This is a genomic window from Streptomyces sp. DG2A-72 (assembly GCF_030499575.1).
Classification (GTDB): Bacteria; Actinomycetota; Actinomycetes; order Streptomycetales; family Streptomycetaceae; genus Streptomyces.
This window is the reverse complement of the sequence record NZ_JASTLC010000001.1, coordinates 1726390-1752536: the sequence shown is the minus strand read 5'-3', so window position 1 is coordinate 1752536 and position 26147 is coordinate 1726390. Positions and strand designations below refer to the sequence as shown.

The 26147-nt window shown below is 71.8% G+C and carries 24 protein-coding genes; 18 read left to right on the top strand and 6 right to left on the bottom strand.

Annotated elements, in window-relative coordinates:
• The first annotated feature begins 235 nt into the window (after positions 1-235).
• Together QQY66_RS08495 and QQY66_RS08490 are read left to right on the top strand one after the other, a co-directional pair.
• Positions 236-802 (top strand): helix-turn-helix domain-containing protein, encoded by a 567-nt coding sequence (locus QQY66_RS08495; protein ID WP_301978481.1) that lies wholly within the window; start codon positions 236-238, stop codon positions 800-802.
• The gene (locus tag QQY66_RS08490) at positions 799-1518 is read left to right on the top strand and encodes a helical backbone metal receptor (RefSeq protein ID WP_301978480.1); all 720 of its coding nucleotides are present in this window, start codon (positions 799-801) and stop codon (positions 1516-1518) included. Before QQY66_RS08495 ends, QQY66_RS08490 begins: the two co-directional genes overlap by 4 nt.
• Here the strand turns inward: QQY66_RS08490 and QQY66_RS08485 are convergent.
• Positions 1445-2611, bottom strand: a complete 1167-nt coding sequence (locus tag QQY66_RS08485) for a TDT family transporter (RefSeq protein ID WP_301978479.1) — start codon at positions 2609-2611, stop codon at positions 1445-1447. The two genes, QQY66_RS08490 and QQY66_RS08485, sit on opposite strands and share 74 nt — an antisense overlap.
• 70 nt (positions 2612-2681) lie before the next feature.
• Between QQY66_RS08485 and QQY66_RS08480 the strand changes: the two genes are divergently transcribed.
• On the top strand, positions 2682-3608 hold the full coding sequence (locus QQY66_RS08480; RefSeq protein ID WP_301978478.1) for a LysR family transcriptional regulator: 927 nt from the start codon (positions 2682-2684) through the stop codon (positions 3606-3608).
• Positions 3609-3845: 237 nt separating this feature from the next.
• On the opposite strand, the gene QQY66_RS08475 is transcribed toward QQY66_RS08480, so the two are convergent.
• The gene (locus tag QQY66_RS08475; protein ID WP_301978477.1) at positions 3846-4532 is read right to left on the bottom strand and encodes a gamma-glutamyl-gamma-aminobutyrate hydrolase family protein; all 687 of its coding nucleotides are present in this window, start codon (positions 4530-4532) and stop codon (positions 3846-3848) included.
• A gap of 73 nt (positions 4533-4605) precedes the next feature.
• Positions 4606-5340 carry a FadR/GntR family transcriptional regulator gene (locus QQY66_RS08470; RefSeq protein WP_301978476.1) on the bottom strand — a complete coding sequence of 245 codons (735 nt, stop codon included), beginning with the start codon at positions 5338-5340 and terminating at the stop codon, positions 4606-4608.
• A gap of 99 nt (positions 5341-5439) precedes the next feature.
• Between QQY66_RS08470 and QQY66_RS08465 the strand changes: the two genes are divergently transcribed.
• Genes QQY66_RS08465 through QQY66_RS08450 form a run of 4 tightly spaced genes read left to right on the top strand, consistent with a single transcriptional unit; the run spans position 5440 to position 9913 of the window.
• Positions 5440-6804, top strand: a complete 1365-nt coding sequence (locus QQY66_RS08465) for a glutamine synthetase family protein (protein WP_301978475.1) — start codon at positions 5440-5442, stop codon at positions 6802-6804.
• An 8-nt stretch (positions 6805-6812) separates the two neighbouring features.
• The gene (locus QQY66_RS08460; protein ID WP_301978474.1) at positions 6813-8186 is read left to right on the top strand and encodes an aldehyde dehydrogenase; all 1374 of its coding nucleotides are present in this window, start codon (positions 6813-6815) and stop codon (positions 8184-8186) included.
• Positions 8183-8965, top strand: coding sequence for a 3-oxoacyl-ACP reductase (locus tag QQY66_RS08455; RefSeq protein WP_301978473.1), 783 nt, complete (start codon positions 8183-8185; stop codon positions 8963-8965). The genes QQY66_RS08460 and QQY66_RS08455 overlap by 4 nt, the downstream gene beginning before the upstream one ends.
• A gap of 30 nt (positions 8966-8995) precedes the next feature.
• The gene (locus QQY66_RS08450; RefSeq protein WP_301987234.1) at positions 8996-9913 is read left to right on the top strand and encodes a DUF2510 domain-containing protein; all 918 of its coding nucleotides are present in this window, start codon (positions 8996-8998) and stop codon (positions 9911-9913) included.
• Positions 9914-9917: 4 nt separating this feature from the next.
• Here the strand turns inward: QQY66_RS08450 and QQY66_RS08445 are convergent, their stop codons facing one another.
• Positions 9918-11120 carry an amino acid deaminase/aldolase gene (locus tag QQY66_RS08445; protein WP_301978472.1) on the bottom strand — a complete coding sequence of 401 codons (1203 nt, stop codon included), beginning with the start codon at positions 11118-11120 and terminating at the stop codon, positions 9918-9920.
• A gap of 1684 nt (positions 11121-12804) precedes the next feature.
• Here QQY66_RS08445 and QQY66_RS08440 point away from each other — a divergent pair.
• Together QQY66_RS08440 and mycP are read left to right on the top strand one after the other, a co-directional pair.
• Entirely contained in the window at positions 12805-13536 is a 732-nt protein-coding gene (locus tag QQY66_RS08440; protein WP_301978471.1) for a hypothetical protein, read from the top strand.
• On the top strand, positions 13533-14699 hold the full coding sequence (gene mycP, locus QQY66_RS08435) for a type VII secretion-associated serine protease mycosin (protein ID WP_301978470.1): 1167 nt from the start codon (positions 13533-13535) through the stop codon (positions 14697-14699). The genes QQY66_RS08440 and mycP overlap by 4 nt, the downstream gene beginning before the upstream one ends.
• Positions 14700-14807: 108 nt before the next feature.
• On the opposite strand, the gene QQY66_RS08430 is transcribed toward mycP, so the two are convergent.
• Positions 14808-15791, bottom strand: a complete 984-nt coding sequence (locus tag QQY66_RS08430; RefSeq protein ID WP_301978469.1) for a serine hydrolase — start codon at positions 15789-15791, stop codon at positions 14808-14810.
• A 149-nt stretch (positions 15792-15940) separates the two neighbouring features.
• On the opposite strand from QQY66_RS08430, the gene QQY66_RS08425 reads away from it, so the two are divergent.
• On the top strand, positions 15941-16672 hold the full coding sequence (locus tag QQY66_RS08425; protein WP_301978468.1) for an SseB family protein: 732 nt from the start codon (positions 15941-15943) through the stop codon (positions 16670-16672).
• A 1-nt stretch (position 16673) separates the two neighbouring features.
• Here the strand turns inward: QQY66_RS08425 and QQY66_RS08420 are convergent, their stop codons facing one another.
• A complete protein-coding gene (locus QQY66_RS08420; protein WP_301978466.1) occupies positions 16674-17030 on the bottom strand; it encodes a DUF1844 domain-containing protein in 357 nt (118 codons plus the stop codon).
• A 342-nt stretch (positions 17031-17372) separates the two neighbouring features.
• On the opposite strand from QQY66_RS08420, the gene infC reads away from it, so the two are divergent.
• The 8 genes from infC (at position 17373) to QQY66_RS08380 (ending at position 26091) form a co-directional block, all read left to right on the top strand.
• A complete protein-coding gene (gene infC, locus QQY66_RS08415; RefSeq protein WP_301978465.1) occupies positions 17373-18053 on the top strand; it encodes a translation initiation factor IF-3 in 681 nt (226 codons plus the stop codon).
• 110 nt (positions 18054-18163) lie between these two features.
• A complete protein-coding gene (gene rpmI / locus QQY66_RS08410) occupies positions 18164-18358 on the top strand; it encodes a 50S ribosomal protein L35 (RefSeq protein ID WP_007829094.1) in 195 nt (64 codons plus the stop codon).
• Between the two features lie 110 nt (positions 18359-18468).
• Positions 18469-18852 (top strand): 50S ribosomal protein L20, encoded by a 384-nt coding sequence (gene rplT, locus QQY66_RS08405; RefSeq protein ID WP_301978460.1) that lies wholly within the window; start codon positions 18469-18471, stop codon positions 18850-18852.
• Between the two features lie 104 nt (positions 18853-18956).
• A complete protein-coding gene (locus QQY66_RS08400; protein ID WP_301978459.1) occupies positions 18957-19805 on the top strand; it encodes an RNA methyltransferase in 849 nt (282 codons plus the stop codon).
• 52 nt (positions 19806-19857) lie between these two features.
• Positions 19858-20997 carry an ATP-binding protein gene (locus QQY66_RS08395; RefSeq protein WP_301978458.1) on the top strand — a complete coding sequence of 380 codons (1140 nt, stop codon included), beginning with the start codon at positions 19858-19860 and terminating at the stop codon, positions 20995-20997.
• A gap of 130 nt (positions 20998-21127) precedes the next feature.
• Positions 21128-22249 (top strand): phenylalanine--tRNA ligase subunit alpha, encoded by a 1122-nt coding sequence (gene pheS, locus QQY66_RS08390; RefSeq protein ID WP_301978457.1) that lies wholly within the window; start codon positions 21128-21130, stop codon positions 22247-22249.
• A complete protein-coding gene (gene pheT / locus QQY66_RS08385; RefSeq protein WP_301978456.1) occupies positions 22249-24765 on the top strand; it encodes a phenylalanine--tRNA ligase subunit beta in 2517 nt (838 codons plus the stop codon). The genes pheS and pheT overlap by 1 nt, the downstream gene beginning before the upstream one ends.
• A gap of 243 nt (positions 24766-25008) precedes the next feature.
• Entirely contained in the window at positions 25009-26091 is a 1083-nt protein-coding gene (locus QQY66_RS08380) for a PP2C family protein-serine/threonine phosphatase (protein WP_301978455.1), read from the top strand.
• Positions 26092-26147: the final 56 nt, after the last annotated feature.

Sequence of the window (26147 nt, the reverse complement as noted above, 5' to 3'; positions counted from 1 at the left end):
CTGGTCGGCCTCTTCGCCCCTAAGGAGGAATCCGCGCCCGGAGAATCCGCAGAGCTGATCTACTGGCGAGAACTGTGAGGTCGCCCGGCACTCTGTGTGTCGGCGATGTGACAGGCGCATGAAACGGTTTGCCGAACATGCGTAGGGTGCAGAGAACTCATCAGAAGGAGTGCGCCCGGATGGCGGTGCACCGGCAGCGGACCGACGAGCGAAGGCGAAGGAGGGAGCCGGAGCGATGGGCGACCACAAAGAACAACCGCTTCGCGTGGGCGCGGCCGTGCGGCGGCGGCGGCGGGCGCTGGAGCTCACGCTCGCCGTCGTGGCCGAGCGCAGCGGCCTGTCGGTCCCGTTCCTGAGCCAGGTCGAGAACGACCGCGCACGCCCCAGCAGAAGCTCCCTGGAGAAGATGGCCGACGCCCTGCGCACCACCGCCGTCGAACTCCTCGCCGCCGCCGACCCGGCGTGCAGCGTCGACGTCGTCCGCGCGGAGTGCGAACCGGGTCCGGAACCCAGCACGCGTTCCCTGGTGCGCGGTCACCACCAGATGCACGCCTCGGAGTTCACCGGCGACCATGACGCGGGCCGCGAATTCCAGTACCGCAACGACCAGTTGATGTACGTGGCCGACGGAGCGGTGGAGATCGAGGCGGAGGGCCGCGCCTACCGCCTGGGCCGTGGCGACACGTTGTACCTCACCGGCGGGGTGCGTCACCGCTGGCGCGCCACCGAGCCGGACACCCGGGTGGTCGTCGTCGCGGTGGCCGAGCACATCGAGGCCGTCCGGGACCGGCCGCGCCGGTGAGAGTCGTCTCCCTCGTCCCGTCGCTCACCGAGGCCGTCGCCCGGACACTGCCAGGGACCCTCGTCGGCGCCACCGACTGGTGCACCCGTCCGGCGGACCTGGACGTGCCCCGCGTCGGCGGCACCAAGAACCCGGCGATCGGCCGGATCACCGCGCTCCGTCCCGACCTGGTCGTCGCCAACGAGGAGGAGAACCAGGCACCGGACCTCCAGGCCCTGCGCTCCAGAGGCATCGCCGTCCTGGTCACCGAGGTGCGGAGCGTGCCGCAGGCGTTCAGCGAACTGGAGCGGACGCTGACCGCCTGCGGCGCGAAGAGCCGCCCCCGCTGGCTGGACGAGGCGGAGACGTCCTGGTCCGCGCTCCCGGCCCCACAGACCCGCACGACGGCGGTCGTCCCCATCTGGCGCCGCCCATGGATGGTCCTGGGCCGGGACACCTTCGCGGGCGACGTACTGTCCCGCCTCGGCGTGGACAACCTGTACGCGACCCACCCCGAGCGCTACCCCCGCATCCCCGTGGCCGAACTGTGCGCGGCTGCCCCCGACTTGGTGGTGCTCCCGGACGAGCCGTACCGCTTCACGCCGGACGACGGACCGGAGGCCTTCCCGGACCTGCCCTGTGCACTGGTCGACGGACGCCACCTCACCTGGTACGGCCCGTCGCTGACCGAGGCCCCACGAGTGCTGGCCGAGGCTCTGCGAGCAGCTCACCGCTGACCAGTCCGCGCGCCGTATGCAGGGCGGCCGTGCCCCAGGCGACGACCACGACGACGTACAAGCCAGTCGCAAGCCACTCGAAGGCGACGAGCCCGGTGTGCCGCGACAGCGCCTGCGCGCCGGTGACACACGTGCCGACCGGAAAGGTGAACGCCCACCAGGTCATGGCGAACCTCATCCCGTCCCGCCGGGCACGCAGCACATGGGCGGTGGCGAACACCGACCAGAGCAGGGCGAAGCCCATCACCGGCACGCCGTACAGAACGGCGAGGATCCCCAACCCGTCGCTGTACGGGGCGGGCACGACCCCGGGGGCCACGTTCGCGAAGTGGCCGACGGCGGTGGTGGACTGCCCGAGCGGCCCCAGCACGAGGAAGAGCGTGGGCGTGAGCGCGAGCGGCAACGGCCCCCTGGTGATCAGCCGGCCGAAGACCAGCGGCAGCATGAGCAGCGTCGCCAGAAGACTGAGCCCGAACAACGCGAAGCAGCCGAGCAGCAGAGTCTCCTGAGCCTGCCCCGGCGGCAGATACGGCACGAGGAGCGGCCCGAGCGCGGCGGACACCATGGGAGCGACGAGGGGCAGCAGCCATACGGGCGTGGCCTGATGCGGCTCCACCCGATGCCGTACGGCCATCAGGTACGGGACGGCGACAGCTGCCGCGAGCCCCACGACCGTGCCGGCGGTGAACAGCACGGCATCGAGGGCGACCGCCGCGTCCGTCCCGATCCAGTCCCGTCCGACGGTGAGGGCACCGCCGCCGACGGCCAGCAGGGCCATGGCGAGGCAGCCGTAGAAGGGCGCGACGGCGGGGTCGAGGAGATGGGCGCGGGCCTGGTCGCGGTGGTGAACCCAATGGAGGGCCCGGGCGCAGAGCAGTGCGACGAGCAGGAGGAACGAGAGGACCCACACCGTGGCACAGAGGGCACGCAGGCCGGGGGCGCCGGAGAGGGGAGCGGGCAGGGCGGCGCCGGCGGTGGCGACGATGGCGGTGCCCATGACGGTGGCGTACCAGTTGGGTCCGAGGTGACGGACGGCCGGGACGCGCGGGGGTCGTGCGGTGGCACGAGGGAGGAGCTGGGCTGCGGTGACCATACAGCCACGGTGCCGTCGCGGAAGGTCGCCGACCAGAGGGCGCGTGTCTATGAGGGCATAAACTGACCTTATGAGCAGCGCCACGGAAGAACCCCACCGCCCTCCGGCCCTCCTCGCCCACCGGGTGCCGGACTTGGGAGCCCTGGAACTGCTGCTGGCGGTCGCACGGCTCGGCAGCCTCGGCGGAGCGGCCCGCGAAATGGGCATCACCCAGCCCGCGGCGAGCAGCCGGATCCGCTCGATGGAACGCCAGCTGGGCGTGGCCTTGGTGGACCGTTCCCCACGCGGCTCCCGCCTCACCGACGCCGGCGCACTGGTGACGGACTGGGCCCGCAGAATCGTCGAGGCGGCCGAGGCCTTCGACGCGGGCGCCCAGGCACTGCGCGACCGAAGGGACTCACGCCTCAGGGTCGCGGCCAGCATGACGATCGCCGAATACCTCCTGCCGGGCTGGCTCCTGGCCCTGCGCGCCGCCCGCCCCGACACCGCGGTGTCCCTCCACGCGGGCAACTCGGCAGCGGTGGCACAACGCCTGCTCTCCGACGAAGCCGACCTGGGCTTCGTAGAAGGCCTGTCCGTCCCGACCAGCCTCGACTCGGTGGTCATAGCCCACGACCACCTGATCGTCGTCACGGCCCCCAACCACCCCTGGGCCCGCCGCCGACGCCCCCTGGCGGCGGCTGAACTGGCGGCAACCCCCCTCATCCTCCGCGAGAAGGGCTCCGGCACCCGCCAGGTCCTCGACGCAGCCCTGGGCGGCCTCGCCAGACCCCTGATCGAACTCTCCTCCACCACGGCGGTAAAGGCAGCGGCGGTAAGCGGCGCGGGCCCCGCGGTCCTCAGCGAACTGGCGGTCGGCGAGGAACTCTCCATGCGCCGACTGGTGCGCGTCCCACTCGAGAAGGTCTCCCTGGCAAGAGACCTCCGAGCAGTCTGGCCAACGGGCCACCGCCCGACGGGCCCGGCGAGGGACTTGCTGTCGCTGACGCGGGGGTAGCCCAGCCAGTCCAGCCCCTGCCGCACAATCCAGCCCCTCCGGCGGGATCTTTTTCAGCCCCTCCGGCGTTTGAGGAGCGGGGGTCCGGGGGCTGGCGGGGGTCCGGGGGCTGGCCCCCGAACGGGGTCCAGGGGCGGAGCCCCTGGTGGGGTCGAAGGGGCGAAGCCCCTGGGGGATGGGACCGGTAGGGGCGGCGGGGGCGAAAACCCTTCGCGCACTCCACAACCCTCGCCTGGCTCAGGAAGCAGCCGCACGCACCAACGCGCCCATGACGCGCAGATCCTCGCCCATCTCCGGATGCCACTGCACCCCCAACACCCACCCAACGGAAGGAAGTTCCACCGCCTCCACGGTCCCGTCCGCCGCATGCGCCGACGCCACGAGCCCGGCCCCCAGCCGGTCCACGGACTGATGGTGATACGTCGGCACGGCCGTCTCCTCCGGGACGACACCCGCGTACAACGTCCCCGGCACGGGCTTGACCGAATGCCGCCCGAACACACCGACCACCTCCGCATGCCCGTCGAGATGCTGCACGAGCGTCCCGCCGAGAGCGACATTCAGCAGCTGCATGCCCCGGCAGATGCCCAGCAACGGCACGCGGGCCCGCAACGCGGCCTCGATCAGCGCGAGTTCCCAGGCGTCACGCGCCCGCGCCGGCGGCCCGGTCCGGGCGTCGCGCTCGGCGCCGTAGCGAACCGGCTCGACATCCGGCCCGCCCGCGATCACCAGCCCGTCGAGCCGCGCCACGGCCGATGCGGCGAGCGAGGGCTCGTCCGGCGGCAGCATCGCGGCCAGCCCGCCCGCCGCCTGCACGAGCCGCGGATACCCGGCGGGCAGCAGCGCGGCCTCCAGCTCCCACACGCCCCAACGGGTCCCGGCCTCCAGATATGTACTGATGCCGATCAACGGCCTGCCGGTCATACGTCCTCCCGCTCCCGTCAATGGATCGCGCTCACACCATTGCCGTAACCATCCTCCAACAGCAAGCCCACCCTCAGGTCAGGAACCCCCGCAACAGCGCCGCCGTCCCCCCGCAGTGCTCCCGCATCATCTCCCGCGCCCCGTCCGCGTCCCCGTCCAGCACCGCCTCGACGATCGCGAGGTGCTGCCGCTGGGAATGCTCGAGGTTGCGGACGAGGAGGGGGATGCAGTCCAGCAGGTCGTTGACCGTGGCCCGGACCGCCGCGTACTGCGCGGTGAGCGACGGTGACCCGCACAGCTCGGCCAGGGTGAGGTGGAGCAGTGTGTCCAGCCGGCGGTAGTCGGACAGCGGAGCGTCCTGCGTGCGGGCGAGGGCCTCGCGGAGCCGGGCGGTCTGCTCGTCGGTCAGGCCGTGCGCGGCGCACAGGCCGGCCGCGCCGACCTCCAGCACCTCACGGAAGCGGAGCATGTCCTCGATGTCGACCTCGGCGACCCGTCGCCGCAGCTCGTCCTCGCCGCCGCCGTCCTTGCGCGGCAGCACGAAGGTCCCGCCGTACCGCCCGCGGCGAGACTCGACGAGCCCCTGGTCCTGGAGCACCTTGAGCACCTCGCGCAGGGTGACCCGGCTGATGCCGAGCCGCTCCGCCAGCTCCCGCTCGGCGGGCAGCCGCTCGCCGCCGGGCACCAGGCCGAGGCGGACGACCTGGAGGATCTGCTCCAGCGCCTCCTCGAAACCGTTGCCCGCGCGCACCGGCCGCAGCACCGGGGCCAGCCCGTCCTGAGCGGTGCCGTCGCGATCGACCGGCATATGGCCGTGCCCCCTTCCCAAGCAATGGTTCTCGGCAATACCTTATGGCTCTCGGCCTGGTCGAAACCAGCGCGCAGAAGCCCGAAGGAGGCCCTTCCCGTGGCAGACCGCACACCCCCGCTCGGCGTCGAGGAGCTGCACGCCCTCGTCGCGGGCGGTGAGATCGACACTGTCGTCCTGGCCTTCCCCGATATGCAAGGGCGGCTCCAGGGCAAGCGGTTCGCCGCCCGCTTCTTCCTCGACGAGGTCCTCCACCACGGCACCGAGGGCTGCAACTACCTCCTCGCCGTCGACACCGAGATGAACACCGTCGACGGCTACGCCATGTCGTCCTGGGACCGCGGCTACGGCGACTTCGCCATGCACCCCGACCTGAGCACCCTGCGCCGCGTCCCCTGGAACGAGGGCACGGCCATGGTGATCGCCGACCTCGCCTGGACCGACGGCTCCCCGGTCGTCGCCGCCCCGCGCCAGATACTGCGCCGCCAGCTGGAACGCCTCGCCGAACTCGGCCTCACCGCCCAGGTCGGCACGGAGCTGGAGTTCATCGTCTTCAAGGACACCTACGAGCAGGCCTGGGACGCGAACTACCGGGGGCTCACCCCGGCGAACCAGTACAACATCGACTACTCCGTCCTCGGCACCGGCCGCATCGAGCCCCTGCTCCGCCGCATCCGCAACGAGATGGCGGCCGCCGGCCTCACCGTCGAGTCCGCCAAGGGCGAGTGCAACCCGGGCCAGCACGAGATCGCCTTCCGCTACGACGAGGCCCTCGTCACCTGCGACCAGCACGCCGTCTACAAGACCGGCGCCAAGGAGATCGCCTCCCAGGAGGGCATGTCCCTGACCTTCATGGCCAAGTACAACGAGCGCGAGGGCAACTCCTGCCACATCCACCTCTCGCTCGCGGACGCGGCCGGGAACAACGTGATGCCCGGCGATGGCCCCGGCGGCATGTCCGAGGTGATGCGCCACTTCCTCGCCGGACAACTGGCCGCCCTGCGCGACTTCTCCCTCCTCTACGCCCCCAACATCAACTCCTACAAGCGCTTCCAGCCCGGCTCCTTCGCCCCCACCGCCGTCGCCTGGGGCTACGACAACCGCACCTGCGCCCTCCGCGTCGTCGGCCACGGCCGCTCGACGCGGTTCGAGAACCGGCTGCCCGGCGGCGACGTCAACCCGCACCTCGCGGTGGCCGGACTGGTCGCGGCCGGGCTGTACGGCGTCGAGCAGAAGCTGGAGCTGCCCGAGCCCTGCCCCGGCAACGCCTACGCCGCCGACTTCGAGCACGTCCCCACCACCCTGCGCGAGGCCGCCGAGCTGTGGGAGAACAGCCCGATCGCCAAGGCGGCCTTCGGCGACGAGGTCGTCGCGCACTACCGCAACATGGCGCGCGTCGAGCTGGACGCCTTCGACGCCGCGGTCACCGACTGGGAGCTGCGCCGCTCCTTCGAACGTATGTGAGGCCCTTCTTGTCCGCCGAGCACGAACTCGAAGTACTGAACCCCGCGACCGAGGAGGTCGTCGCCACCGTCCCCGCCGCCGACGCGGCCGACGTGGACCGTGCCGTCGCCCGCGCCGCCGTCGCCCAGCGGTCCTGGGCGGCCGCCGCCCCCGCCGACCGAGCCCGGCTGCTGCGCCGCTTCGCCGACGCCGTCGACACGCACATCGAGGAGCTGGCCCAGCTGGAGGTCCGTGAGGCGGGCCATCTCCTCGGCAACGCCCGCTGGGAGGCCGGCAACGCCCGCGACCTGCTGCTGTACGCGGCCGGGGGCGCCGAACGCCTCCTCGGCAAGCAGATCCCCGTACCGGGCGGCTGGAACGTCACCTTCCAGGAACCCCTCGGCGTGGTCGGCGTCATCGCGCCCTGGAACTTCCCGATGCCCATCGCCGCCTGGGGCTCCTTCCCGGCCCTCGCCGCGGGCAACGCGGTCGTCCTCAAACCGGCCGAGACCACCCCGCTCACAGCGCTGCGCCTGGCCGAACTCGCGCTGGAGGCGGGCCTGCCCGAGGGGCTGTTCCAGGTCCTCCCCGGATACGGCCATGTCGCGGGCCGCGCCCTCGTCGACCACCCCGACGTGGCGAAGATCGTGTTCACCGGCTCCACCCGCACCGGCCGCGAAGTCATGGAGCGCTGCGCCCGCCTGGTCAAGCCCGTCACCCTCGAACTCGGCGGCAAGAGCCCCAACATCGTCTTCGCCGACGCCGACCTGAAGAGCGCGATCGACCCCTTCTCCTTCCTCGACAACAGCGGCCAGGACTGCTGCGCCCGCACCCGGATCCTGGTCCAGGAGTCCGTCTACGACGAGGTCCGCGACCTGCTCGCCGACGCGCTGTCCACGGTGGTCGTGGGCGACCCCGCCGACGAGAAGACCCAGATGGGCCCGCTGATCAGCCGTCAACAGCTGGACCTCGTACGGTCGTTCGTCCCCGAGGACGCCCCGGCCCTGCGCGGCGGTGCCCCCGACGGCCCCGGCTTCTGGTTCGCGCCGACCGTGCTGACCGGGGAGCGGCACGACTCCGCGGCGGCCTGCGAGGAGATCTTCGGCCCGGTCGCCGTCCTGCTGCCCTTCACCGACGAGCAGGACGCGATCCGCCTCGCCAACGACACCCCGTACGGCCTCGCCGGCTCCCTCTGGACCCGCGACCTGGGCCGCGCCCTGCGCGTCTCGCAGGCCGTCCGGGCGGGCAACCTGTCCGTCAACTCCCACTCCGCGGTCCGCTACTGGACCCCCTTCGGCGGCTTCAAGCAGTCCGGCGTCGGCCGCGAGCTGGGCCCGGACGCCCTGGCCGCCTTCACCGAAACCAAGAACGTCTTCATCAGCACGGAGGGCCCCGCACAGTGACCGCAGAAAACATTTGCAGGCGTCTCGTCGGCCGCACCGCCGTCATCACCGGAGCCGGCAGCGGCATCGGCCTCGCCACCGCCCGCCGGCTCGCCTCCGAGGGCGCGCATGTCGTCTGCGGCGACGTGGACGAACAGCGCGGCAAGGCGGCTGCCGAAGAGGTCGGCGGGCTCTTCGTGAAGGTCGACGTCACCGACGCCGAGCAGGTCGAGGCGCTGTTCAAGACGGCGTACGACACCTACGGCAGTGTCGACATCGCCTTCAACAACGCGGGTATCTCGCCGCCCGACGACGACTCCATCCTGGAGACCGGCCTGGAGGCCTGGAAGCGCGTCCAGGAGGTCAACCTCACCTCCGTCTACCTGTGTTGCAAGGCCGCGATCCCCTACATGCGGCGCCAGGGCAAGGGTTCGATCATCAACACGGCGTCCTTCGTGGCCCGGATGGGCGCGGCCACGTCGCAGATCTCGTACACGGCGTCCAAGGGTGGCGTCCTGGCCATGTCCCGCGAACTCGGCGTGCAGTTCGCCCGCGAGGGCATCCGCGTCAACGCGCTCTGCCCCGGACCGGTCAACACCCCGCTTCTGCAGGAGCTGTTCGCCAAGGACCCGGAGCGGGCGGCACGCCGGCTCGTCCACATCCCCCTCGGCCGGTTCGCCGAGGCCGAGGAGATCGCCGCCGCGGTCGCCTTCCTGGCCAGCGACGACTCCTCCTTCGTGAACGCCACCGACTTCCTCGTCGACGGCGGAATCTCGGGGGCGTACGTCACGCCCCTGTAGGCCTTCGCCCTACAGTGCGGGGATATGAGCATGACGCCCCCGCCCGGCTGGTACCGGGACCCCTCCGCCCCGCACCTGGAGCGCTGGTGGGACGGAACGGCCTGGACCGAGCACCGGCGCACGCCCGAGATCCCCGCGCCGCCGACGCAGGCCCCGCCGTCCGCCGGCGGGGCCTCCGGACGCGCCAAGGCCATCGCCGTCACCAGCGCGGCCGTCGTCCTCGTCGTCGCGATCGTCACCGGCGCGGTCGTCCTCGGCCGGGACGACCGCGGCGGTGGCCCGGACCCGATCGCCGACCCGACGATCGCGACGCCCACCGCCGAGGCACCGACCAGCGAGACTCCGTCTCCGTCCACGAGCGAGCCGTCCGCCGACGACCCCGCCGTGGTCGTCGACCAACTCAACGGCATCACCCTGCCGTTGATCGACGGCTGGGCCCGCCCCCAGTACGTCGCCGAGCCCGACGTCCTGATGACCACCGACGGCACCTACGACTGCCCGGCCGACGCCGGAGTCTGCCGCCACGGCCTCGTCATCTCCCGCACGGTCACCGGCACCGACGAGAAGTCCCCCGAGGCCCTGGCCAAGGCGGACATCCCGGATGCGGCCGGTGACGCCTACGACCGCGACCGCATCGGACGGCACCCCTTCGGCGGCATCGAGTCCCACAAGCTCGTCGGGTCCGGACAGGTCGCCGTGGCGGGACGCGCCGGGTACTACGTGCGCTGGCAGGTCAGCACGGCCAACGGCCCCGGCGGTTACGTCCAGTCGCTGGCCTTCCCGTCCGGCGTCGGCACGGAGTCCCGGGTCATCGTCCGCTATGTGTTCGACGCGGGCGCGGACGGGCCGCCGCTGTCCGACATGGACCGGATCACCGAGGGAATCAAGGTGACCGGCGACGAGGACGGCGGCGGAGGCGTGGGCAGCAGCATCGGCCCGACGGACTGACGCGCTACAGGAACGTCAGACCCTCGCCGCGATACGTCGGTACGGTCGCCGTCACCGCGTCGCCCTCGATCAGCTGCAGCGCGTCGAACCGTTCGCACAGCTCACCGGCCTTGGCATGCCGGAACCACACCTTGTCGCCGATCAGCAGATCGTCGGCGGGCGGCCCGAGCAGCGGCGTCTGCACCTCGCCGGGCCCCTCCTGCGGGTCGTAGCGCAGCCCCTCCGGCAGATACGGCACGGGCAGCCGATCGAGCCCGGCCGCACCGGACGCCGGATAGCCGCCGCCGAGGACGGTCACGACCCCGACGCCGGGCCGGCGCACCACGGGCTGGGCGAACAGCGCGGCCGGACGTCCGCTGAACGAGGTGTAGTTGTCGAACAGCCGCGGCACATACAGTCCCGACCCGGCCGCGATCTCCGTGACGGCGTCCTCGGCGGCGGTGTGCTGCACACTGCCGGTCCCGCCGCCGTTGACGTACTCCAGGTCGGGCACCACGGCCCGCACCGCCCGCACCACCTCGGCCCGCCGCTCGGCGAGTTCCCGGCGGGCGGCGGCCTGCATCAGCCGGACGGCACGCGAGCGCAGCGGCCGGCCCGCGATCGCGTCACCGACGCCGGCGATGTGCCCCTCGTAGGCCATGATCCCCACGAGCTTGAAGCCGGGACGGCGGGCCACCGTACGGGCCATGTCGGCGACTTGGGCGGGGGAGTGCAGCGGAGACCGCCGCGCCCCGACCCGCACGCGCCCGCCGAGCAGCTTCAGGGACGTGTCCAACTCCAGGCACACCCGCACCACTTCACGCCCGCCGTCGCGGGAGGCGTCGATGAGCGCGAGCTGCGCCGGGTCGTCGACCATCACGGTCACCGCGGAGGCCAGCTTGGGATCACCGGCCAGCTCGGCGAATCCGGCGCGGTCCGCCGACGGGTAGGCCAGCAGGATGTCGTCGAAGCCCGACCGCGCCAGCCACAGGGACTCGGCGAGGGTGAAGGACATGATGCCCGCGAAGCCGTCCTTGGCGAGGGCGCGTTCGAGCAGGGTCCGGCAGCGTACGGACTTGCTGGCGACCCGGACCGGCTTTCCGCCCGCCCGGCGGATCAGATCCTCCGCGTTGGCGTCGAAGGCATCCAGGTCCACGATCGCGAGGGGGGCGTCGAGATGGGCGGTGGCCCGGTCGTAACGGGCCCGGTCGGCGGCGCGCGCAGTCATGAACGAAGCCTGCCAGACTGGATTACCGCAGGGTAGGGGGACGTTCCGGGCAGATGCCCCGGCGTTGTGGACCGGTTCCCGTTCGACCGGGGGCAACCCGTAGAGTTGCGCGCACGCACGCAGGAACGACTCCGGCCCGCGCAAGGCCCGGGCACGAGGAAACGGGGGGTGCATGAGCACGGAAGCGAGGCGCGCCTCCGTACCCCCACGCCCACCTCAGCCGCCCACGGTTCCGGCGGATTACGACCAGCCGGGGACCGGCGGGCAGTCATCCACCGAGCAGCCGGTGAACGGTACGTCCGCAGAGGCGTCGGTGAACGGCACGGCGGCGGCACCGGGACGGGGTGGTGCCGGTCAGGCGCCGCCGCGGGGTGCGGCGGAGATGCCGCTTCGGCGTGACGGTGAGGCAGCGACGCGGGGCACGGCGGAGATCCCGGTGCGGAATGAAAGCCGGACGGTGACACGCGGGACGGGTCCGGATGCGTCATCGAGCGGCGCCCCGATGCCCGACGTGCCGTCGCAAGGCGGGAGTTCCCGGCCGGACGCCACCGGCACGTCGGCGCACGGCGCAACGCACGGACGCGGCGCATCCGCCCCCTCCGGCACTCAGCCCCACCTCACCGACCTGCGCGGCCCGTCCCCCCAGGACACCGCCCCCACCGCTCCACCGCCCCCACCGAAGGCCTCCGCCCGCTTCCCGGACACCCCACCACCCACCACCCACCCGACAGGCACGGAGACTGCCGCCCGCCCGACAGGCACCGACACCGCCGCACCGCCACGGCCGGCACAGCAACCGCCGAGCCATCCGGCCGTACCGGCACCGAACGCCGAGCCCCCGCACCGTCCGAGTGGATCTGCGGCGCCTGCCGAGACGCCGCGGCGACCGGGCGTACCTGTGGCTCCCGCCGAGCCCCCGCACCGACCGGGCGTACCCGCGGCTCCGGCCGAGCCGGCGCACCGACCGGGCGTACCTGTGGCTCCCGCCGAGCCCCCGCACCGACCGGGCGTACCCGCGGCTCCGGCCCAGCCCCCGCGTCGCTCGGCCGCCGTACCCCCCGCGCCCGCCGAGGCGCTGACGCGACCCGCCGCGCAACCGTTGCCTGCCGAGACGCCGCGGCGCCCGGGTGTACCCGCGGCTCCCGCCCAACCCCCGCAGCGCCCGGGTGCATCCGTGGCTCCGGCCGAGACGCCGCGGCGCCCGGGTGTACCCGCGGCTCCCGCCCAACCCCCGCAGCGCCCGGGTGTACCCGCGGCTCCGGCCCAGCCCCCGCGTCATCCGGCCGCCGCCCCCGCCGAGCCCCCGCGGCGACCGGTCGCCCAACCACTGCCCCCCGAGACCCCGCGGCGTCCCGACGTGCCGGCGGTGCCTGCTGAGACCTCGCGGCGTCCGGTGGCGCCCCCGATACCTGCCGAGACCGTTTCCGAGAGGACCACGCGTCTGCGCCCGGTCCCGGCGGATCCGGCGCCCTCTGGGGAGTCCGGCCGGAGTGGTGTGCCTCCGCGGCCCGACTCGCCGCCGGCGGCTGGGCGGCCCTTCTCGCCCGACCCCGCGTTCTCCTGGAGCGCGCCCATGACGCCGGGCGGGACGGCAGGGCCGTTCGTGTCGTTGGGGGAGCCCGAGGGATATGACGACCGGGCGCGTCCGCGTCCGCTGGGGGGCCGGGTGCGGAATCGTACCGTCGTGGCGGCAGCCTGCCTCGTGCTCGGGCTCGGGCTGATCGGCGGTGCGGTGACCGGGAGTTGGCTCCTCCCCGACGGAGGCGAGGGCGGCACGAGCGGCGCGTTCGCCGCGGCCGGGAGCCTGTGGCACAGCGTGCCGGTCGATCAGCTCTTCCCGCCCAGCGTCGAAGGCCAGGGCGCCGGACCCGGCGGCGCCGACCGTACCTGGACCCGCGTCGCCGTCGCCCCGGACAGCGGCTGCGCGGACGCCTTCGACCCGCTGCTGCGCAAGGCCCTCGCCCCCGTTGGCTGCCAGCGCCTGCTGCGCGCCACCTACACGGACGCGACCCAGAGCTATGTCACCACCGTCGGTCTGCTCTTCACCAAGGGCGACTCTGCCGCCATGGCCGCCCTGCGTACCCGGTTCAAGAACGAGAGCCTGGACAGCCGTACCGACCTGATGCCCCGCCCGTACGCCGCGAAGGACACCGTCGCCGCAGGGTTCGGCAGCGAGCAGCGCGCCTCGTGGACCGTCTCCGTCCTCACCGACGCCCCGGTCGTCGTCTACGCCGTCTCCGGCTGGGCCGACGGCCGCACCGTCGACGAGCCCGAGCCCGCCGCCAAAGCCATGGCATCCGGCGCCACCACGGCCGTCGCCCAGGCAGGCCTGGGCCAGGAGGCGCGGGGCCTCGCCGACCGCGTCGAACGGGCGCTGCGCAAGACCGTCGACTCGCCCACGGAGCAGCCGTCATGACCGCAACCCGCCGCGCCGGCGTCGTCAGCGTCCTGCTCGCCGCCTCCATCGCCCTGGTGCCGCCCACCGCCGCCCACGCCGACGGCATACGCGCCCAGCAGTGGGCCCTGGAGGCCATGCACACCGACGAGGCCTGGCAGACCACGAAGGGCGAGGGCGTCACCGTCGCCGTCCTGGACACCGGCGTCGAGTCCGACCACCCCGACCTCACCGGCAACGTCCTCGAAGGCAAGGACATGATCGGCTTCGGTGCCGACCGGGGCGACCGCGCCTGGGCCCGCCACGGCACCGCCATGGCCGGCATCATCGCCGGTCACGGCCATGGCGTGGGCAACGGCGACGGCGTCATGGGCATCGCCCCCGAAGCCAAGATCCTCCCTGTCCGCGTGATCCTCGAAGACGGCGACTCCGCCCGCGGCAAGGCCCGCAACACCCGCGGCAATGCCCTCGCCGAAGGCATCCGCTGGGCCGCCGACCACGGAGCCGACGTCATCAACCTCTCCCTCGGCGACGACTCCAAGTCCGCCCATCCCGAACCCGCCGAGGACGAAGCCGTCCAGTACGCCCTCAAGAAGGGCTCCGTCGTCGTCGCCTCCGCCGGCAACGGCGGCGACAAGGGCGACCACATCTCCTACCCGGCCGCCTACCCGGGCGTGATCGCCGCGACCGCCGTCGACCGCTACGGCACCCGCGCCGCCTTCTCCACCCGCCGCTGGTACGCCACCGTCAGCGCCCCCGGCGTCGACATCGTCATCGCCGACCCCGACCGCAAGTACTACGAGGGATGGGGTACGAGTGCCGCCGCGGCCTTCGTCTCCGGCGCCGTCGCCCTCGTCAAGGCGGCCCACCCGGGACTGACCCCGGCCCAGATCAAGAAGCTGCTGGAGGACACCGCCCGCAACGCCCCGGCGAGCGGCCGCGACGACTCCCGCGGCTACGGCCTCGTCGACCCGGTCGCCGCCATCAAGGCCGCCGGCCGCCTCGAACCGAAGCGCCTGCACGCGGCGGCCTACGACGACAAGTACTTCGGCTCGGGCCCCGACGCCGCCGAGGCCGAGGACACGACGTCGAGCTGGGCCGCCCCGCTGGCGGGCAGCCTCGGCGGCGTCCTGCTGGTCGTCGCGGTCGTGGTGTGGCGCGGGCGCCGGTACGACGACGCGTAGCGCTCCGCGTTGTGCCGCGATGTGCCGTCTTTCGTCTGCGGCGCCGTCGTGGCTGGTCGTGCAGTTCCCCGCGCCCCTTCGGGGCGCTGCCGACTTCGCCCGACCCGCTCAGGAAACCGAGGCCGAAGCGGACGCAGTCGACCCCTCATCGCCGACCACCGAGACCGCGGCCCGCGCCGCCGCCTCGACCAGCGAGATTCCCTTCGCCTGCGTCGAGTTGCCGTCGGACAGCACTGCCACCAGACACCCGTGACCGTCGGCGGTGACCCGCCCGATGCTGTTGATGTCCCACAGCCCGGTGGTGCTGCGCGGCAGCCAGCCGTTCTTCAGCGCCCACGCCGAGCCGTGGGCCGCCGCCGACACCCCCCACTGCTGCCCGGCGGCTATCCGCGTCATCAGCCTCTGGATGTACGACCGCGAGGCCTCGGTCAGCTCCGAGTCCTCCTCCCCGAACGCCTGCTGGAGCAGCACGAGTTGATCGGCCGCCGTGGTCTGCGTCAGCCCCCACAGCATGTCCTCGCCGCCCTCGGTGTCGGTGAGCCCGAGACGCTCGTTCGCCGCGTCGAGCCCGGCCGCCTTCCCGATGGTCCGCCACAGGGCCGACGCGGAGGTGTTGTCGCTGTGCTCGATCATCGCCGTGGCGTACGACTTCTCCGCCGCGGTCAGCTCACGTCCCGCGTCCTGTGCCTGGAGCAGCAGTGCCGCCAGGATGTCCACCTTGACGATGCTCGCGGTGTCGAAGAGACCGTCCCCGTACGAGGCGCTCGCGCCGGACGCCAGGTCCAGCACCGCCACCGACACCTCGGCACCGTCCTCGACGGTCACCGACTCCATCGCCTCGGCCAGCAGCTCGTCCTGGTCCACCACCGGCTGCGCCACCGCTTCCACTGATGCCACCGATGCCTCCTCGCTCGCCGAGACCGACGGCGACCCGGAGACCGACGATACGGCTCCCGCACCGGAGTGCGCCTGCGCCTTCACGTACACGGTCCCCCCTGCCGTACCGCCCACGACCGCGACCGCGGCGAGGGCGGCGTACGCCAGCGTGCGGCGGCGGGACGGAGCGCGGGGGGCGGCGCTGGAAGACTCCATGGCCGCGATCGTCGGGCAGTCGGCTGTGCTGTCTGTTAGACGGACGTTAGATGTGTGTCAGGGATGTCTGAGAAAACGCTGAAGGGGTCACGGCCGGGTTTCCGGGGCCGCACAACCGCAGCAGCATCCCCCCGATAGGGTCGGTGACCGTGGCGAACAAGAACATTCCCAACTCCGGCTTCTCCGACGACGACGGCTCCGCCGACCCCCGGCTGAGCGCGGCGCTCGCCGCCTGGGCCGAGGACCGTACCGCTGTGGAGCCGGTGCTCGAGGCACTGAAGGGCGCCCGGCTCCTCGTCCCCGTCGTGGCCGTCCTCGGCGAGGTCGAGGAGGACGAGAACGGGCTGCGCCGCGAGAAGACCAGCGACATGGCCGTACCGACCCTGAAGGCCGGCACCCGCACGGCCCTGCCCGCCTTCACCTCCACCGACTCGCTGGCCCGCTGGGACCCGGAGGCCCGCCCCGTCGCCGTACCTCTGCACCAGGCACTGCAGGCCGCGGCGCACGAGAAGGCGGACACCATCGTGCTGGACCTGGCCGGTCCTGTGCCGTACGAGCTGACCAGGCCCGCGCTGCTGGCGCTGGCCGAGGGCCGTACGACCACCGATCCGCTCGCCGACCCCGCCGTCACCGGAGCCGTACGCGCCGCCGTGGCCGCCGAGCCCGCCGTACTCCGTGCCTACCTCGGCCCCGGACAGGCGGACGGTACGCTCGCCCTCGTCCTGGACCCCGACGCCACCCCGGGCCCCGCCGCCCGCACCCTGGCCGAGCGTCTGGCCGCCGACGAAACACTGAGGGCCCGCCTGGTGCACGGCCTCGACCTGGCACTGCTCCCGGCCGGGGCGACGCCGCCGGGCGAGCCCTTTTACGTGCGGGGATGAGCTAGCCGTAGATCGGGCCGGTGTACTTCTCGCCCGGTCCCTGGCCCGGCTCGTCCGGGACGATCGATGCCTCGCGGAACGCCAGCTGGAGAGACTTCAGGCCGTCGCGCAGTGGGGCCGCGTGGAAGGAGCTGATCTCGGTGGCGCTCGCGTCGAGGAGGCCGGCGAGGGCGGACACCAGCTTGCGGGCCTCGTCCAGGTCCTTGTGCTTCTCGCCCTCCTCGGTCAGACCGAGCTTCACCGCGGCGGCGCTCATCAGGTTCACGGCGACCGTCACGATCACCTCGACCGCGGGGACCTCGGCGATGTCGCGGGTCATGGCGTCGAAGTCGGGCGTCTCAGGAGGGGTCTCACTCATGCCGGACACGATAGGCCCCGATGCACGCCGGTTCGCACCACCCCCGGGTTGCTGCTAACCTTGTGTAACGACCGGTCGGACGCGCATGCCTCACGGCACCGGGCCCGACCTACAAGTGGAGGCTTTCGAACTCCCACCTGACCGCCCCCCGGGCGGCGGGTCACCGGTCAGGCGGTCCCGTCCAGCGACGGGCATCCGCCCGAAAGTGCGCCCCGCGATCCTCGCGGCGGTCGCTCCGGTAGTTCGAGGAGCCCCGCCTGTGATCGTCCGGGGCATTTTTTGTGCTTCGGCGCGGTTAGGTCTATCGAAAAGAGACGTTACGCGGCTGTCCTCCAGACAGTCGTGTGGTGCTACCGAGGAGGATCCATCAGCGCCGAGCCCCGCATCAACGACCGGATTCGCGTTCCCGAGGTGCGACTTGTCGGTCCCAGTGGCGAGCAGGTGGGCATCGTCCCCCTGGCCAAGGCCCTGGAGCTTGCGCAGGAGTACGACCTGGACCTGGTCGAGGTCGCGGCGAACGCCCGTCCGCCCGTGTGCAAGCTCATGGACTACGGGAAGTTCAAGTACGAGTCGGCCATGAAGGCCCGTGAGGCGCGCAAGAACCAGGCGCACACGGTCATCAAGGAGATGAAGCTCCGGCCGAAGATCGACCCGCACGACTATGACACCAAGAAGGGTCACGTCGTCCGGTTCCTCAAGCAGGGCGACAAGGTCAAGATCACGATCATGTTCCGTGGTCGCGAGCAGTCCCGTCCCGAACTGGGCTACCGACTGCTGCAGCGTCTCGCGGAGGACGTCCAGGACCTCGGTTTCGTTGAGTCGAACCCGAAGCAGGACGGCCGAAACATGATCATGGTTCTCGGTCCGCACAAGAAGAAGACCGAGGCGATGGCCGAGGCTCGCCAGGCGCAGGAAGCCCGTAAGGCGGAAGCGAAGGCCAACCCCGGCAAGTCGCAGAACGCCGCGGAGTCTGAGGGCGCCGAGGTTGCCGAGGCTCCTGCCGAGGCTTCCGCCGACGCGTGATCCCGGGGGACGCGAGTCCCCAGGACATAACCGATACAAGAGCGACGCTCCACCGTGCCCGGTTTCACGACCGGGCATCGGAGCGCCACTGACGAGGAGAGAACGGCGCTATGCCGAAGAACAAGTCGCACAGCGGTGCCAGCAAGCGCTTCAAGGTCACCGGCTCCGGCAAGGTGCTCCGTGAGCGCGCCGGCAAGCGCCACCTGCTCGAGCACAAGTCGTCCCGACTGACGCGTCGCCTCACCGGCAACGCCGAGATGGCCCCGGGCGACGCCAAGAAGATCAAGAAGCTTCTCGGCAAGTGACGTACGGGCGCCTGATCTTCCGATCACCGAGCGCCGTACGCCAGGACCGGGACCCAATCGATTCCGGGCCGTGTGAGTCCAACCACGGCCCCGCTACAAGGAGTTAACAAGTGGCACGCGTCAAGCGGGCAGTCAACGCCCACAAGAAGCGCCGGGCGATCCTCGAGCAGGCCTCCGGCTACCGCGGTCAGCGCTCGCGCCTGTACCGCAAGGCCAAGGAGCAGGTCACCCACTCGCTGGTCTACAACTACAACGACCGCAAGAAGCGCAAGGGTGACTTCCGTCGGCTGTGGATCCAGCGCATCAACGCCGCTGCCCGCGCCAACGGCATCACGTACAACCGCTTCATCCAGGGTCTGAACGCCGCGAGCATCGAGGTCGACCGCAAGATCCTGGCCGAGCTGGCCGTCAACGACCCGACCGCGTTCGCCGCGCTCGTCGAGGTCGCGCAGAAGGCGCTGCCGGCGGACGTCAACGCGCCGAAGGCCGCGTGACGCTGGCGCTGGCTTCGAGCCGACGTGACTGAACGGACCCGTGGGTTTCTGCCTGCGGGTCCGTTGCTGTGTGAGCACCGGTCTTCTTTCCGAAGGTGAGCTGCATGCCCCCCGTATCTCCCGAGCTGATCTCCCCCCGGTCCCCCCGGGTCTCCGCCGCCCGGCGGCTGGCCAAGCGGAACTTCCGGGGGAAGGAGCGGCTGTTTCTTGCGGAGGGGCCGCAGGCTGTGCGGGAGGCGGGGGAGCAGGCGGACACGTTGGTCGAGTTGTTCGCCACCGTGGAGGCCGCGGAGCGGTACGCCGACATCGTCGGGCGGGCCCGGGACATCGGCGCGCGCGTGCACCTCGCCTCCGAGCAGGTCATCGCCGAGATCTCGACCACTGTCACCCCGCAGGGCCTCGTCGGGATCTGCCGGTTCCTGGACACGCCGTTCGAGGAGATCCTCGCCGCCCGTCCCAAGCTGGTCGCCGTGCTGGCGCATGTGCGGGACCCGGGGAATGCCGGGACCGTACTGCGGTGTGCCGATGCCGCCGGCGCCGAGGCGGTCGTACTCACTGACGCGTCCGTCGATCTGTACAACCCCAAGGCCGTGCGGGCCTCCGTCGGGTCGCTGTTTCATCTGCCGGTCGCCGTCGGGGTCCCCGTCGAGCGGGCCGTGGCGGGGCTCAAGGACGCCGGGGTACGGATTCTCGCCGCTGACGGGGCCGGGACCGACGACCTGGACGACGAGCTGGACAAGGGCACCATGGGCGGGCCGACGGCCTGGGTGTTCGGGAACGAGGCGTGGGGGCTGCCGGAGGAGACCCGCGCGCTGGCGGACGCCGTCGTGCGGGTTCCGATCCACGGGAAGGCCGAGAGCCTGAACCTCGCCACCGCCGCCGCCGTATGTCTCTATGCGTCCGCGCGTGCACAGCGCGCTTCCGGAGGGTGCCGCTCCGTCACCGTGAGCTAGTAGGGTGACCTGCTCGGGGGCCCTGCGCCGTCGTGAGAGGTGGGGTACGGGGATGACCATCGGCACCAGCAACGCGCCGGGAGCACGGGACGTGGGGCGACCGCCCGTGTCCCGGCCGTCCGGCGATGTCGCCGGGCTCGGCATCGACCCCGATCAGCTGCCGGACGGCCTCGTCGTCGCCGATGAGCACGGGCGGGTCGTCTGCTTCAACGCCGCCGCCGAGCGCATCACCGCCGTCCCCGCCGCCGACGCCCTCGGCCGGCGGCTGGACAAGGCCCTGCCATTAGAGGACCTGGAGGGCAGGCGCTGGTGGCAGCTGACCGATCCGTACGGCGGCCTCGCCATCAGGGTCGGCCAGCCCGAGCGGAATCTGCTGCTGCCCGGCGGGCGCGAAGTCCTCGTCTCCGCGCGATACGTCCGGACCGAACCCACCGGTCCCGTCCACCGCGTCGTCGTCTGTCTCCGCGACACCGAGGCCCGCCGCCGCACCGAGCGCAGCCATGCCGAACTGATAGCGACCGTCGCCCACGAACTGCGCTCCCCTCTCACCTCCGTCAAGGGCTTCACCGCCACCCTCCTCGCCAAGTGGGAGAGGTTCACCGACGACCAGAAGCGGCTGATGCTGGAGACCGTCGACGCCGACGCCGACCGCGTCACCCGGCTCATCGCCGAGCTCCTCGACATCTCCCGCATCGACTCCGGGCGGCTGGAACTGCGCCGCCAGCCCGTCGACATCGGCGCCGCCGTCGGCCGGCACATCCAGGCATACGTCGCCGCGGGGCTGCCCGCCGACCGGTTCCTGCTCCGCGTCGAACAGCCGCTGCCCGACCTGTGGGCCGATCCCGACAAGGTCGACCAGGTGCTCAGCAACCTGCTGGAAAATGCCGTGCGGCACGGCGAGGGAACCGTCACGATTGACGTAACGCCAGCCACGTCCCCCCGCGAGGGAGAGGACACCGGCACATCGGTCACCGTGAGCGACGAGGGCCCAGGTATCCCGGAGGAGTCCATGAACCGCGTCTTCACCCGCTTCTGGCGGGGCAGCAAGCGCGGCGGCACCGGCCTCGGGCTCTACATCGTCAAGGGCATCGTCGAGGCCCACGGCGGCACCATCACGGTCGGCCGCGCCCCCGGCGGCGGCGCCGAGTTCCGATTTACGTTGCCCGTGAGCACTCCGGCCTACCTGGCCTGAGCGGCCCGCGGGCGCATTCGCATACCTCCACCCCGTTAGACTCGGCCTTTGGCACCCATGTGTCCCGGATACCGCCCTGACGAGTCGGCGACGGGGACCTTCAGCCAGCCAATCGGAAGCACGGGAAGAGATGTCGGCACCGAATAAGTCGTACGACCCAGTCGAGGTCGAGGCGTTGAAACCGGAAGAGATCGAGCGCATGCGGGACGAGGCGCTCGCCGCCTTCGCCGCCGCGGACTCCCTCGACGCGCTCCAGGAGGCCAAGGTCGCGCACACCGGCGGTACCTCCCCGCTGGCCCTCGCCAACCGCGAGATCGGGGCCCTGCCCCCGCACGCCAAGGCCGAGGCCGGCAAGCGTGTCGGCATGGCCCGCGGCGCCGTGAACAAGGCGCTCACCGCCCGCCAGGCAGAACTGGAGGCCGAGCGTGACGCCCGGGTGCTGGTCGAGGAGGCGGTGGACGTCACGTTGCCGTACGACCGCGTACCGGCCGGCGCCCGCCACCCGCTCACCACTCTGTCCGAGCGCATCGAGGACGTCTTCGTGGCCATGGGCTACGAGGTCGCCGAGGGCCCGCAGGTCGAGGCCGAGTGGTTCAACTTCGACGCGCTCAACATCGGCCCGGACCACCCGGCCCGCGGTGAGGCGGACACGTTCTTCATCGAGGGCGCGGACGGCTCCGCCGACTCCGGCGTCGTCCTGCGCACGCACACCTCGCCCGTGCAGATCCGCTCGCTGCTCGACCGTGAGCTGCCGGTGTACGTGATCTGCCCCGGCCGCGTGTACCGCACCGACGAGCTGGACGCCACGCACACGCCGGTCTTCCACCAGGTCGAGCTGCTCGCCGTGGACGAGGGCCTCACCATGGCGGACCTCAAGGGCACCCTGGACCACATGGTCCAGTCACTGTTCGGTGAGGGCATGAAGACGCGGCTGCGGCCGAACTTCTTCCCGTTCACCGAGCCGTCCGCCGAGATGGACATGGTCTGCTACGTCTGCCGCGGCGAGTCCGTCGGCAACCCCGACCGGCCCTGCCGTACCTGCTCCAGCGAAGGCTGGATCGAGCTCGGCGGCTGCGGCATGGTCAACCCGCGGGTGCTCACCGCCTGCGGCGTCGACCCGGAGAAGTACAGCGGCTTCGCCTTCGGGTTCGGCATCGAGCGGATGCTGATGTTCCGCCACAACGTCGAGGACATGCGAGACATGGTCGAGGGTGACGTCCGGTTCACCCGGCCGTTCGGGATGGAGATCTGATGCGGGTCCCGCTTTCTTGGCTGCGGGAGTACGTCGACCTGCCGGAGACGCAGACCGGTCGTGACGTGCAGGCCAAGCTCATTTCGGCCGGTCTTGAGGTCGAGACCGTCGAGCAGCTCGGCGACGGCCTCAAGGGCCCCCTGGTCGTCGGCCAGGTGCTGACCATCGAGGAGCTGACGGAGTTCAAGAAGCCGATCCGCTTCTGCACCGTCGACGTCGGCACCGCCAACGGCACCGGTGAGCCCCAGGAGATCGTCTGCGGCGCCCGCAACTTCGCCGTCGGCGACAAGGTCGTGGTCGTGCTCCCCGGCGCGGTCCTGCCGGGCGGCTTCGCGATCAGCGCCCGCAAGACCTACGGCAAGACGTCCCACGGCATGATCTGCTCCAGCGACGAGCTGGGCATGGGCGACGACGGCACCAAGGGCATCATCGTGCTGCCGCCGGAGTCCGAGATCGGCAAGGACGCCATCGAGCTGCTCGAACTCGTCGACGAGGTACTGGACATCGCCGTCACCGCCAACCGCGGCGACTGTCTGTCCATCCGCGGCGTCGCCCGCGAGACCGCCATCGCCTACGGCCTCCCGCTGCGCGACCCGGCCCTCCTCGACGTCCCCGGCCCGAACGCCTTCGGCTACCCGGTCCAGGTCTCCGACCCGCTCGGCTGCGACCGCTTCACCGCCCGTACGGTCACCGGCCTCAGCTCCGAGGCGCGCTCCCCGATCTGGCTGCGGCGCCGCCTGCAGAAGGTCGGCATGCGCCCGATCTCGCTCGCCGTCGACATCACCAACTACGTGATGATGGAACTCGGTCAGCCGCTCCACGCCTACGACCGCTCCCTCGTCCAGGGCACGATCGGTGTCCGCCGGGCCGCCGAGGGCGAGAAGATCGTCACCCTCGACGGCGTCGAGCGGAAGCTGCACGCCGAGGACCTGGTGATCACCGACGACCGCGGACCGATCGGGCTCGCCGGAGTCATGGGCGGCGCCAACACCGAGATCGCCGACCACGAGGACGTCGAGAACGCGACGACCGACGTGGTGATCGAGGCCGCGCACTTCGACCAGGTCGCGATCGCCCGCACCGCCCGCCGCCACAAGCTGTCCTCCGAGGCGTCCCGCCGCTTCGAGCGCGGCGTCGACCCGCAGGCCGCCGCCGCTGCCGCCCAGCGCACGGTCGACCTGCTGGTCCTGCTCGCCGGCGGCACCGCCGAGGCCGGGGTCACCGAGGTCATCGCCCCGTCCGCACCGCACACGATCACCGTCCCGGCCGACCACCCGGACAAGGTCGCCGGCGTCGACTACGGCCGCGAGACCGTCGTACGCCGCCTCCAGCAGGTCGGCTGTGATGTGTACGGGCAGGACGAGCTGATCGTCACCGTCCCGTCCTGGCGGCCCGACCTCCTGGAGCAGAACGACCTCGCCGAAGAGGTCATCCGCCTGGAGGGCTACGAGAACCTGCCCTCCACGCTGCCCAAGCCGCCCTCCGGCCGGGGCCTGACCCACCGCCAGCGGCTGCACCGCCGCGTCGGCCGGGCGCTGGCCGGAGCCGGATACGTCGAGGCGCCGAACTACCCGTTCATCGCCGAGCAGGTCTTCGACCAGCTCGGCCTGGACGCGGACGACCCGGCCCGCCGCGTCGTCAAGCTCGTCAACCCGCTCAACGACGAGGAGCCCGCGCTCCGTACGTCGCTGCTGCCGGGCCTGCTGGGCGCGCTGCGGCGCAATGACGGCCGCGGCTCGCACGACCTCGCCCTGTTCGAGACCGGGCTGGTCTTCCAGCCGGGCGAGGAGCAGCGGGTCGCCACCCCCCATCTGCCGGTCGACCGGCGTCCCACGGACGAGGAGATCGCCGCGCTGAACGCCGTGCTGCCGGACCAGCCGCGGCATGTCGCGGTCGTCCTCGCGGGCGCGCGCGAGCAGGCCGGCTGGTGGGGCGAGGGCCGTCCGGGGGGGTGGGCCGACGCGGTGGACGCGGGGCGCGTCGCCGCGCGGGAAGCCGGGGCTGACCTGATCATCCGCAGCGGTCAGTACGGCCCGTGGCACCCGGGCCGTTGCGCCGAGTTCGTGGTCGTCCTCGACGGCACGGAGACGGTCGTGGGCCATGCGGGCGAGTTGCACCCTCGTGTGCTCAAGGCCCTGGGCCTGCCCGCGCGTACCTGTGCGATGGAGCTGAACCTGGACGCTCTGGAGCAGGTCGGCGACGGCACGCCACAGGCGCCGAGCATCTCCACGTTCCCGGTCGCCACGCAGGATGTCGCCCTGGTCGTCGACAAGTTCGTGCCGCAGGTCGATGTGGAGGCCGCGTTGCGTGAGGGCGCGGGTGAACTCCTCGAGGCGATCCGGCTGTTCGACGTCTACGAGAACGAGGACCAGCTCGGGGAGGGCCGCAAGTCGCTGGCGTATGCGCTGCGGTTCCGGGCGGGGGATCGGACGCTGACCGTTGATGAGGCTTCTGCGGCTCGGGATGCGGCGGTTGCCCTTGCGGGTGAGCGTGTAGGGGCTGTTCTGAGGGGCTAGGCGCCGTGGGGGATTGTGTGGTCTGCCGGGTGCGGGTTTCGTCGTGGCTTGTCGCGCCCACGCGGCGGAGCCGCAAATTGACACAGCCCCGCGCCCCTAAAGGGGCGCTGCAGTCACCTCACTCAATGGGGTGACCTTTTGGGGTGATCTGGTTCTTCCGGGCCATGTGGTCGACAGAATCGGACCGGTCTTTCGGGGCCGGTCCGATTCTGTGCTGTCAGGGCCTATTGGGGGGCCATCGGCATGAACCGCATCAAGGCTGGGGTTCCCCGCAGGGCGGGGCGCCGGGTGCTCGCGATCGGGCTGCCGACGGTGTGGGGCGCCATAGCGATCACGTACAAGATGGCCTGTCCGCTCGCCCAGCAGAACGGGTTCGGGGCACGCATCGTCACCAGCGCCGTCTTCTTCGCCGTGGGCACGGGGCTGATCGTCCATGTCCGGCAGGCGCTGCTGCGTGAGCTGCGGCAGGTGCGCCGGGTCGCGGGCGCCGCCCAGAGTGTGCTGCTACGGCCGTTGCCGCCCCGTATCGACGGACTGCACGTCTCCGCCGCCCAACTGTCCGCGGAGCGCGGCGCGGTCATCGGCGGCGACCTGTACGAGGTCATCGCCACCGAGCACGGCGTACGGGCCGTGATGGGCGACGTACGCGGACACGGTCTCGCCGCCATCGGCACCGTCGCCGCCGTCCTCGGCAGCTTCCGTGAGGCCGTGCACGACGAGCCCGACCTCGGTGGTGTGCTGCGCAGGCTGGAGCGGGCGCTGGCCCGTCATCTGCGCGAGCGCGCCCGTGCCGCCCCCGACAGCCCGGTCGCCGAGGAGTTCATCACGGTCCTGCTGCTGGAGATCGGTCCGGACGGCGAGATGCACGCCCTCAACTGCGGCCACCCCTGGCCGTACCGTCTCACTGGCACGCATGTGGAACCCCTCACCCACGCCGACCCCCTGCCCCCACTGGGCCCCTTCCCACTCCCACCCGACCTGCCCGCCGTACCCTGCGGCCAACTGAAGCCCGAAGAAGCGCTGCTCCTCTACACGGACGGCGCCGAGGACGCCCGAGACGCTCATGGCCGGTTCTTCCCGCTGCCGATCGTGCTCACGGAGGCCCTGAGCGACGGCGTGAACACCCCACAGCCCCTCCTGGGCACAGTCTTCACCCAACTCCTGCGCCACACGGCAGGCAGACTCACGGACGACGTAGCACTACTGGTCCTACGGAACGAACGAACGCAGGTGCACTACAACGCCCCGATAGGGGCGCGGGGAACTGCGCGAGCAACCACACACAACCCGCAGCCGACAAACCACCCTCAGCGCAACGGCGTTTAGTCGCACCGCCAAGCCCCCGGCAGGGCCGCCGCACTGTACGAGGGGGAGCCGGCGGC